Genomic DNA, 8,810 nt, shown 5'->3' on the forward strand with positions numbered 1-8,810 from the left:
AGTCTTTACCCCACGATTTCGTCAATCGATTTACCGCGCTTGGCGGCAATCATTTTCGGATCATGTATGGCAGACAGGCCGTTAAGCGTCGCTTGTACCACGTTGATGGGATTACGCGAACCAATGCACTTTGCCAATACGTTGCGCACCCCTGCCACTTCCAGCACCGCCCGCATCGCGCCACCGGCAATGATCCCGGTACCTTCCGAGGCCGGCTGCATAAACACCTTGGCAGCGCCATGACGGGCCGTGACCTGGTATTGCAGGGTGCCATCTTTGAGCGGCACTTCACGCATACTTTTACGCGCAGCCTCCATCGCCTTCTGGATGGCCAGCGGCACTTCACGCGCCTTGCCATAACCAAAGCCGACTTTGCCATTGCCATCACCCACGACGGTCAGCGCAGCAAAGCGAAACTGGCGCCCACCTTTGACCACCTTGGCGACGCGATTCACTGTAATCAATTTTTCTTGCAGACCGTCTGATTCGTTCGTATCCGTCTTAGCCATGTATCACCTTAACCTTTAGAATTCCAGGCCGCCTTCACGGGCAGCATCAGCCAAGGCCTTGACACGGCCATGGTACTTAAAGCCGGAACGATCAAAGGCTACCTGCTTAATGCCTTTAGCCAAGGCCCGCTCAGCAATCAACCGACCCACAGAAACGGCGGCGGCAACATTGCCAGTTCCCTTAAGATCCTGCTTGACCACGGTTTCTACCGTAGAGGCGCAAGCCAGGACCTCAGAACCGGATGGGCCGAGCACCTGGGCATAAATGTGGCGTGGCGTGCGATGCACCGACAAACGGTAGGCACCCAGCTCACGAATTTTGTAACGCGTTTTTTTAGCGCGACGCAGGCGCTCGTTTCTCTTATCCATTGCGCATCACCTATTTCTTTTTGGCTTCCTTGCGAACAATCTTTTCATTCGCATATTTCACACCCTTGCCTTTGTAGGGCTCAGGCGGACGGAAAGCGCGAATCTCAGCAGCAACCTGGCCGACTTTTTGTTTGTCAATGCCACGCACCCAGATCTCGGTCTGGCTCGGAGTTTCAATCGAGATGCCTTCAGGCACGGCATATTCCACCGGATGGGAAAAACCAAGACTCAGATTGAGCTTGCTGCCCTGCGCCTGGGCACGATAACCCACGCCCACCAGCTCCAGCTTGCGCTCAAAGCCTTTGCTGACACCTGTGACCATATTGCTCAACAAGGCGCGCATCGTACCAGCAATGGCGTATTTACTCAGATCACCGCCCTTAGGAGAAACCTGTAAGGTGGCATCTTCCTGGGAAAGCTCAACATCCTGATGCAGGGATTGCTCAATCTGCCCCTTGGGGCCTTTGACCACAATCATCGCATCATTGACGCTGACATTAACTCCGGCAGGGAGCTTAATGGGACTTTTTGCTACTCGGGACATGGTTATAATCCCCTTAAGCCACAATACATAACACTTCGCCACCTTGACCCAAAGCACGCGCTGCGCGATCACTCATCACGCCTTTGGAGGTGGAAACAATCGCAATCCCCAAGCCGCCGATCACTTTGGGCAACTCGTTTTTGCTGCGATAAATGCGAAGACCCGGACGACTCACCCGCTTGATGGTCTCAATCACGGGCTGGCCTTGAAAATACTTCAATTCCACCGACAGTACAGGCTTTTTGTCCTGGGTCACGATGGAATAATCAGCGATATAGCCTTCTTCTTTTAACACCTTGACAATCGCTTCCTTTTGCCGGGATGCCGGCATGGAAACCTTGATTTTATTGGCCCGCTGGCCATTCCGAATACGGGTTAAAAGATCTGCAACAGGATCCGTCATGCTCATTGTCTTAGCCCTACCAACTCGCCTTTACCAAACCAGGAATATCGCCGCGCATCGCTGCTTCACGCAGCTTGTTACGGCCCAGGCCGAACTTGCGGTAATAGCCGTGCGGACGCCCTGTAATGCCGCAGCGATTGCGCTGGCGCACCGGACTGGAATCACGGGGCAGCCTTTGCAACTTCATGACCGCGTCCATCCGCTGTTCAGGGGATGAGTTGGGACTGATAATCTGCGCTTTAAGCTCAGAGCGCCGGGCGGTATATTTCGCCACAAGCTGGGCGCGCTTTTCTTCGCGCTTGAGCATGGAAACCTTGGCCATATCCTGAAAAACCTCTTTAGTTTCTAAACGGAAAACCAAAGGACTCCAATAGGGCCTTGGCTTCTGCATCCGTCTTTGCCGTGGTGGTGATGGTGATATCCATTCCACGCAGGGCATCGATCTTGTCGTAATCGACTTCGGGAAAAATGATCTGCTCCCGAATACCGACACTATAATTGCCACGACCATCAAAGGCCTTGGGGCTTAAACCGCGAAAGTCGCGGATGCGTGGAAAAGCCACGCTGATCATACGATCAAGAAATTCATACATCCGATCACTGCGCAGGGTCACCTTGCAGCCAATCGGATAGCCATCACGGATCTTGAAAGCCGCAACGGATTTACGCGCCTTGGTGACGACCGGTTTTTGGCCGGAAATCGCCGCCATGTCGGAGACCGCATGATCAATGATTTTTTTGTCACCGATAGCCTCACCCAAGCCCATGTTCAGGGTGATCTTGGTGATTTTTGGCACCTGCATGACATTGCCGTAGTTAAAGCGCTCCATCAGCTGCTTTACGGCAGTTTCACGATAAAATTCCTTCAGCCTTGCCATTGTTCTTACCTACCTCAAGACGCGTCAACGACTTCGTTATTGGACTTGAAAAAACGCACCTTGCGGCCATCTTCCAGCGTCCTGAAGCCGACCCGATCACCTTTGCCGGTTACGGGGTTAAACAGCATCACATTGGAGATATGCAAAGGCATCTCTTTGTTAATGATGCCACCTGCCTGATTGGCAGAAGGCTTGCGGTGCTTTTTCACCATGTTGATGTTTTGCACCACCAAACGATCATCCGTCAGCACACTCACGACCGTGCCACGGCGACCCTTATCTTTACCTGCGATAACCACTACGTCATCGCCTCGTCGTATCCTGCGCATCGCCTTTACCTCAAAACTTACAGCACTTCAGGTGCTAATGAGATGATTTTCATGAATTTTTCGCTACGCAGTTCACGGGTTACCGGGCCAAAAATACGGGTACCAATCGGTTGTAGCTGATTATTAAGCAACACAGCTGCGTTGCGATCAAAACGAATGACAGAGCCATCCGGGCGGCGCACGCCTTTGCAGGTACGCACCACCACGGCGTTATAGACTTCGCCTTTTTTAACCTTGCCCCGAGGAATTGCATCCTTGACGCTGACTTTAATGATGTCACCCACGCCCGCATAACGGCGATGTGAGCCACCTAGCACCTTGATGCATTGAATACTACGTGCACCGCTGTTGTCCGCAGCATCCAAAACCGTCTGCATTTGAATCATGGCGTTAAATCTCGCTTAATACTGTAGATAAAGCACGCTTACTCTGGGGCGCGCTCAAGCACGCGAACCAAGCGAAATGACTTGGTCTTGGAGAGCGGGCGACACTCAGAAATCATCACCGTATCGCCCAGGCGCGCTTCGTTGTTTTCATCATGCACATGCAGCTTGGTGGAGCGGCGAATATACTTGCCATAGAGCGGATGGCGCACCCGGCGCTCAATCAGCACGGTACGGGTTTTGTCCATCTTGTCGCTGATCACGCGGCCGATTTCAGCGCGCTGCACGCCTTGTGCGTCTTGTGTTTCTGGCATCGTACTCATCCGTTGGCCCTCTTACGCTCACCCATCAAGGTTTTGATGCGAGCCACATCTTTACGCACTTGCTTGAAGCGGGCGTTATTTTTAAACGCACCGGTAGAACGCGCCAAGCGCATGGAAAATTGTTCACGCAATAAATTGAGCAACTCTTTTTGGAGTTCCTCATCGCTTTTTTGACGTAATTCAGCGGCATTCATTACATCACCTGCCTGCTTACAAAGGTGGTCTTAATGGGTAATTTAGCGGCCGCCAGACGAAACGCCTCACGCGCCACTTCCTCGTTCACCCCTTCCATTTCATACAAGACTCGACCGGGCTGGATTTTGCAGACCCAGTATTCGACGTTACCCTTACCGCTGCCCATACGCACTTCCAAGGGCTTTTTGGTGACCGGCACATCCGGAAAAATGCGAATCCAGATCTTGCCACCACGCTTGATATGACGGGTCATGGCACGGCGAGCGGCCTCAATCTGGCGGGCCGTGATACGGCCACGATCCACGGCCTGCAGGCCGTATTCACCAAAGCTGACTTTGGCACCCGAGGTGGCCAGGCCGCGATTCTTACCTTTAAACTGTTTACGAAACTTTGTCCGTTTAGGCTGCAACATGATACAAAATCCTCAGTTGACCGCAGCCTTTTCTTGCGGGGCGTCGGTCTTCTTCTCGAAATCGAACACTTCGCCCTTGAAGACCCATACCTTGACGCCAATCACGCCATAGGTGGTATGTGCTTCGGCAAAGCCATAATCAATATCTGCACGCAAGGTATGCAGTGGCACACGGCCTTCGCGCTGCCATTCGCTGCGCGCGATTTCGGCACCATTCAAGCGTCCGGAAACATGCACCTTCACGCCCATCGCACCCATGCGCATCGCATTACCGATGGCGCGTTTCATGGCACGACGAAACATGATACGCCGCTCCAATTGCTGGGCAATGCCTTCAGCAATCAGCTGCGCGTCAATTTCAGGCTTCCTGATTTCTTCGATATTGATCTTGACGTTATTGACGTTCAAGCCAAGCAAGCCTGCCACTTCACGGCGCAGGGCTTCAATATCTTCACCTTTCTTGCCAATCACGATGCCCGGACGGGCGGTGTGTATGGTAATAAAGGCCTGACGCGCTGGACGGGCAATCTGAATGCGGCTAACGGAGGCCTGTGCAAGTCTTTTTTTCAAAAACTTACGAATCGCCAGATCCTTGTTCAGAATGGCTGCGTAATTTCTACCTTCGGCAAACCAAGTGGAGGCCCAGTCCGCAGACACCCCCAAACGGAAACCGACTGGATGTACTTTTTGACCCATTAAAGACCCCGTTACTTTTCGCCGACCGCCACAGTGATGTGGCTGGTACGCTTATTGATTCGATTGGCACGCCCCTTGGCGCGGGCATGGATACGCTTGATCGTGGGACCTTCATCCACACAGATACGCACAACTTTAAGCTCGTCAATATCCGCACCGTCATTATGTTCGGCATTGGCAATCGCGGAATCGAGCAGCTTTTTGACAATATGTGCCGCTTTTTTAGGGCTGAAACTCAGCTCCTGCAAGGCCTGATCAACAGGCATCCCACGAATCTGGTCAGCTACCAGCCGGCATTTTTGTGGGGAAATACGCGCAAAACGCAGTCGGGCAACGGTTTCCATGATCATCAACCTCTAGCGGGACTTCTTGTCTGCCACATGACCTTTAAAAGTACGCGTTGCGGCGAACTCTCCAAGCTTGTGACCGACCATGTTTTCATTGATCAGCACCGGAACATGCTGACGTCCATTATGCACCGCCAAGGTTAATCCAACCATTTGCGGCAGAATCATGGAGCGACGTGACCAGGTTTTAATCGGACGGCGATCATTAGCTGCCGCAGCCGCTTCTACTTTTTTCAGCAGATGATGATCAACAAAGGGCCCTTTTTTCAGCGAGCGTGACATAGTACTGACTCCCTACTTCACTGTTCTGCGACGCACAATCATGCTGTCGGTGCGTTTATTTTTACGGGTCTTGTAGCCTTTGGTCGGCACACCCCAAGGGGTCACTGGATGCTTACCGAAATTACGTCCTTCACCACCCCCATGCGGGTGATCCACCGGATTCATCGCGGTGCCACGGACGGTTGGGCGCACACCCATCCACCGCTTTGCTCCTGCCTTGCCGAATTTACGCAGATTATGCTCGGAATTACCGACTTCACCGATGGTGGCACGGCAATCGACATGCACCTTGCGCATCTCACCGGAGCGCAGACGCAAACTGGCATATTGGCCTTCACGCGCCACAATCTGCACAGCAGCACCGGCGCTGCGGGCCAGCTGCGCGCCTTTTCCGGGACGCAGCTCAATGGCATGAACCACCGTACCGACGGGGATGTTGCGCAACGGCAGGGTATTGCCTGGACGAATTGGTGCACCAGAGCCTGAGCTGATTTGTGCACCGGCTTCCAAACCCTTGGGTGCCAAAATATAGCGACGCTCGCCATCGGCATACAGCACCAGTGCAATGTGGGCACTGCGATTGGGATCATATTCCAGCCGCTCAACCACGGCCGGAATCGCATCTTTGTCGCGCTTGAAATCCACAATGCGGTAGCGCTGCTTATGCCCGCCACCGACATGACGCACGGTGATGCGACCTTGATTATTGCGCCCACCGCTCGCTTTTTTCTTTTCCACTAAAGGCGCATAAGGGGCACCCTTATGCAGACCTGGAGTGACCACATGCACGGCAAAACGCTTGCCGGCAGAGGTGGGTTTTGATTTAACAATCGCCATTATCTTACCCTTTAGCTCGTGGTTTGCGCCACGTCGACATCAGTCAATTCGACCGCTTCCCCTGGCACCAGGGTAATATAGGCCTTTTTCCAGTCTTTGCGACGCCCCTGAATCTGACCAAAGCGCTTACGCTTGCCTTTCACATTCACGGTGCGCACGGAATTCACACCCACCTTAAAAATCAGCTCTACTGCACGCTTGATTTCTGTGCAACTTGCATCCGGTGCCACTTTCAAAACCAGTTGCGAAGTTTTTTCGCCCAACATGGTGGCTTTTTCAGAAATATGCGGCCCCACCAAAACCTTCAGCAGACGTTCTTCGTTCATCCCAGCCACTCCTCAACCTGCTTGACGGCGGGTACGGTCATTAATATTTTTTCAAAATGCACCAGACTGACCGGATCCAAATCACTGACTTCGGTGACATCCACGGTATGCAGATTGCGCGCCGACAGATATAAATTTGCATCCGCTTCATGCGTCACAATCAGCACATCACGCAAAGACAGCTGCGACAGCTGTTCCAGTAATGCCTTGGTGCGCGGTGCATCAACGCTGAGCTGATCCACCAGAACCAGACGATCCTGCCGGGCCAATTCAGAGAAAATGGCGCGCATCGCTGCACGATACATCTTGCGATTCATTTTTTGCTGATAATTTTGCGGCTTGGCGGCAAAGGTCTTGCCACCGCTGCGCCAGATGGGGCTACGCGAAGTTCCTGCGCGAGCACGCCCGGTCCCTTTTTGTTTCCAGGGCTTGGCACCACCGCCGCGCACTTCGCTGCGCGATTTGTGCGCACGCGTTCCCGCACGGCCACCCGCCATGTAGGCAACAACAGCCTGATGCACGAGGGATTCATTAAATTCACGCGCAAAGACCTCATCAGAGACCTCTACGCCATGCTCATTACCTTGAACTGAGAGCTTCATTTATGCTTAACCTTTCGCCTTCACTGCAGGACGCACCAAGACATCGCCGCCTACAGAACCTGGCAAGGCGCCCTTGATGAGCAGCAAGTTACGCTCGACATCAACGCGCACGACTTCCAGATTTTGGACCGTGCAACGTTCATTACCCATGTGACCGGCCATTTTTTTGCCCTTAAACACGCGCCCAGGGGTCTGATTTTGGCCGATAGAACCAGGGGCACGATGCGACAGCGAGTTACCATGCGAGGCATCCTGCGTGCGAAAGTTGTAGCGCTTGATCACGCCCTGAAAGCCTTTCCCTTTGCTAATACCCGTTACATCGACAATTTGACCGGGAGCGAACAGATCAACCCCCAAAGCCTTGCCTACCGAAATATCTGCACCTTCGCCTTCTTCCAGACGAAACTCCCACAGGCCACGACCGGCATCAATACCGGCTTTGGCATAATGCCCCGCCTGCGCTTTGATTACGCGTGACGGACGACGGGAACCCGTCGTTACCTGATAGGCGCGATATCCATCTGAAGCCTCATCTTTGACTTGTGCTACGCGATTCGGGCCCACCTCAACCACGGTCACAGGCAGCGAGGCCCCATCTTCCGAAAAAACCCGGGTCATGCCCACTTTGCGACCGACCAGTCCGATTGCCATGACACTACCTCTGTGATCCGCGCCTTCGCGGGCGCATACATACAATTTAAATGATGACTCTAACATTATGGCCCGGCACAAGTTACCCTGTACCGGGCCACAGAAAGTCAGATATTATGACAGATTTTTTTGCGTTAGTTAAGCTTTATTTGCACATCCACACCGGCGGCCAAATCAAGCTTCATCAGCGCATCCACTGTTTTGTCGGTTGGATCGATAATATCCATCAGCCGCTTGTGGGTACGAAGCTCATACTGATCCCGCGCATCTTTATTGACATGCGGCGAGATCAATACGGTGTAACGCTCATGCTTGGTTGGCAACGGAATCGGGCCTTTGACCCGAGCGCCGGTGCGCTTGGCGGTATCCACAATCTCTCCGGCAGAGCGATCAATCAGACGATGATCAAAGGCCTTGAGGCGGATACGAATTCTTTGCTTGACGCTCATGATGTTTATTTACTCAATGATTTTGGCAACAACGCCGGCACCGACTGTGCGGCCACCTTCACGAATCGCAAAGCGCAATCCTTCTTCCATCGCAATCGGGTTGATCAGCGATACCACGACTTTGACGTTGTCTCCCGGCATGACCATTTCAATACCTTCTGGCAGGTCTACCGATCCGGTCACGTCGGTGGTGCGGAAGTAAAACTGCGGACGGTAGCCGTTGAAGAACGGGGTGTGGCGTCCGCCTTCTTCTTTGGACAGGACGTATACCTCGG

Annotated in this window: 20 protein-coding genes; all 20 read right to left on the reverse strand. The window is 53.2% G+C overall.

The features are described 5' to 3' along the window. Positions 1-5: 5 nt before the first annotated feature. A complete protein-coding gene (rpsE, locus tag THISIDRAFT_RS07305; RefSeq protein WP_006787685.1) occupies positions 6-509 on the reverse strand; it encodes a 30S ribosomal protein S5 in 504 nt (167 codons plus the stop codon). A 15-nt stretch (positions 510-524) separates the two neighbouring features. Next, positions 525-878, reverse strand: coding sequence for a 50S ribosomal protein L18 (gene rplR / locus THISIDRAFT_RS07310; RefSeq protein WP_006787686.1), 354 nt, complete (start codon positions 876-878; stop codon positions 525-527). Between the two features lie 10 nt (positions 879-888). Further along, on the reverse strand, positions 889-1,422 hold the full coding sequence (gene rplF / locus THISIDRAFT_RS07315) for a 50S ribosomal protein L6 (RefSeq protein WP_006787687.1): 534 nt from the start codon (positions 1,420-1,422) through the stop codon (positions 889-891). 13 nt (positions 1,423-1,435) lie between these two features. Continuing rightward, the gene (gene rpsH, locus THISIDRAFT_RS07320) at positions 1,436-1,831 is read right to left on the reverse strand and encodes a 30S ribosomal protein S8 (protein ID WP_006787688.1); all 396 of its coding nucleotides are present in this window, start codon (positions 1,829-1,831) and stop codon (positions 1,436-1,438) included. A 10-nt stretch (positions 1,832-1,841) separates the two neighbouring features. Next, positions 1,842-2,147 carry a 30S ribosomal protein S14 gene (gene rpsN / locus THISIDRAFT_RS07325; RefSeq protein ID WP_006787689.1) on the reverse strand — a complete coding sequence of 102 codons (306 nt, stop codon included), beginning with the start codon at positions 2,145-2,147 and terminating at the stop codon, positions 1,842-1,844. Between the two features lie 16 nt (positions 2,148-2,163). After that, positions 2,164-2,703 (reverse strand): 50S ribosomal protein L5, encoded by a 540-nt coding sequence (gene rplE / locus THISIDRAFT_RS07330; protein ID WP_006787690.1) that lies wholly within the window; start codon positions 2,701-2,703, stop codon positions 2,164-2,166. Positions 2,704-2,717: 14 nt separating this feature from the next. After that, the gene (rplX, locus tag THISIDRAFT_RS07335) at positions 2,718-3,032 is read right to left on the reverse strand and encodes a 50S ribosomal protein L24 (RefSeq protein WP_006787691.1); all 315 of its coding nucleotides are present in this window, start codon (positions 3,030-3,032) and stop codon (positions 2,718-2,720) included. 17 nt (positions 3,033-3,049) lie between these two features. After that, positions 3,050-3,418, reverse strand: coding sequence for a 50S ribosomal protein L14 (gene rplN / locus THISIDRAFT_RS07340; RefSeq protein ID WP_006787692.1), 369 nt, complete (start codon positions 3,416-3,418; stop codon positions 3,050-3,052). 38 nt (positions 3,419-3,456) lie between these two features. Continuing rightward, a complete protein-coding gene (rpsQ, locus tag THISIDRAFT_RS07345; RefSeq protein WP_006787693.1) occupies positions 3,457-3,738 on the reverse strand; it encodes a 30S ribosomal protein S17 in 282 nt (93 codons plus the stop codon). Continuing rightward, positions 3,735-3,932, reverse strand: coding sequence for a 50S ribosomal protein L29 (gene rpmC, locus THISIDRAFT_RS07350; RefSeq protein WP_006787694.1), 198 nt, complete (start codon positions 3,930-3,932; stop codon positions 3,735-3,737). Before rpmC ends, rpsQ begins: the two co-directional genes overlap by 4 nt. After that, positions 3,932-4,345: a 50S ribosomal protein L16 gene (rplP, locus tag THISIDRAFT_RS07355; RefSeq protein ID WP_006787695.1), complete on the reverse strand. Its 414-nt coding sequence runs from the start codon at positions 4,343-4,345 to the stop codon at positions 3,932-3,934. The genes rpmC and rplP overlap by 1 nt, the downstream gene beginning before the upstream one ends. A gap of 12 nt (positions 4,346-4,357) precedes the next feature. Beyond that, positions 4,358-5,041, reverse strand: a complete 684-nt coding sequence (gene rpsC, locus THISIDRAFT_RS07360; RefSeq protein ID WP_006787696.1) for a 30S ribosomal protein S3 — start codon at positions 5,039-5,041, stop codon at positions 4,358-4,360. An 11-nt stretch (positions 5,042-5,052) separates the two neighbouring features. Further along, entirely contained in the window at positions 5,053-5,391 is a 339-nt protein-coding gene (gene rplV / locus THISIDRAFT_RS07365) for a 50S ribosomal protein L22 (RefSeq protein ID WP_174269473.1), read from the reverse strand. A 6-nt stretch (positions 5,392-5,397) separates the two neighbouring features. After that, positions 5,398-5,670, reverse strand: a complete 273-nt coding sequence (rpsS, locus tag THISIDRAFT_RS07370; RefSeq protein WP_006787698.1) for a 30S ribosomal protein S19 — start codon at positions 5,668-5,670, stop codon at positions 5,398-5,400. Positions 5,671-5,682: 12 nt separating this feature from the next. Further along, positions 5,683-6,507 carry a 50S ribosomal protein L2 gene (rplB, locus tag THISIDRAFT_RS07375; RefSeq protein WP_006787699.1) on the reverse strand — a complete coding sequence of 275 codons (825 nt, stop codon included), beginning with the start codon at positions 6,505-6,507 and terminating at the stop codon, positions 5,683-5,685. Positions 6,508-6,518: 11 nt separating this feature from the next. Then, positions 6,519-6,833, reverse strand: coding sequence for a 50S ribosomal protein L23 (gene rplW, locus THISIDRAFT_RS07380; protein ID WP_006787700.1), 315 nt, complete (start codon positions 6,831-6,833; stop codon positions 6,519-6,521). Continuing rightward, positions 6,830-7,435 carry a 50S ribosomal protein L4 gene (gene rplD, locus THISIDRAFT_RS07385; RefSeq protein WP_006787701.1) on the reverse strand — a complete coding sequence of 202 codons (606 nt, stop codon included), beginning with the start codon at positions 7,433-7,435 and terminating at the stop codon, positions 6,830-6,832. The genes rplW and rplD overlap by 4 nt, the downstream gene beginning before the upstream one ends. 6 nt (positions 7,436-7,441) lie before the next feature. After that, positions 7,442-8,086 carry a 50S ribosomal protein L3 gene (gene rplC / locus THISIDRAFT_RS07390; RefSeq protein ID WP_006787702.1) on the reverse strand — a complete coding sequence of 215 codons (645 nt, stop codon included), beginning with the start codon at positions 8,084-8,086 and terminating at the stop codon, positions 7,442-7,444. Between the two features lie 134 nt (positions 8,087-8,220). Further along, entirely contained in the window at positions 8,221-8,535 is a 315-nt protein-coding gene (rpsJ, locus tag THISIDRAFT_RS07395) for a 30S ribosomal protein S10 (RefSeq protein WP_006787703.1), read from the reverse strand. Between the two features lie 9 nt (positions 8,536-8,544). After that, the coding region (locus THISIDRAFT_RS07400; RefSeq protein ID WP_472910296.1) for an EF-Tu C-terminal domain-related protein at positions 8,545-8,810 on the reverse strand (266 nt) is incomplete at its 5' end.

This window comes from Thiorhodospira sibirica ATCC 700588, assembly GCF_000227725.2.
GTDB classification, from domain to species: Bacteria; Pseudomonadota; Gammaproteobacteria; order Ectothiorhodospirales; family Ectothiorhodospiraceae; genus Thiorhodospira; species Thiorhodospira sibirica.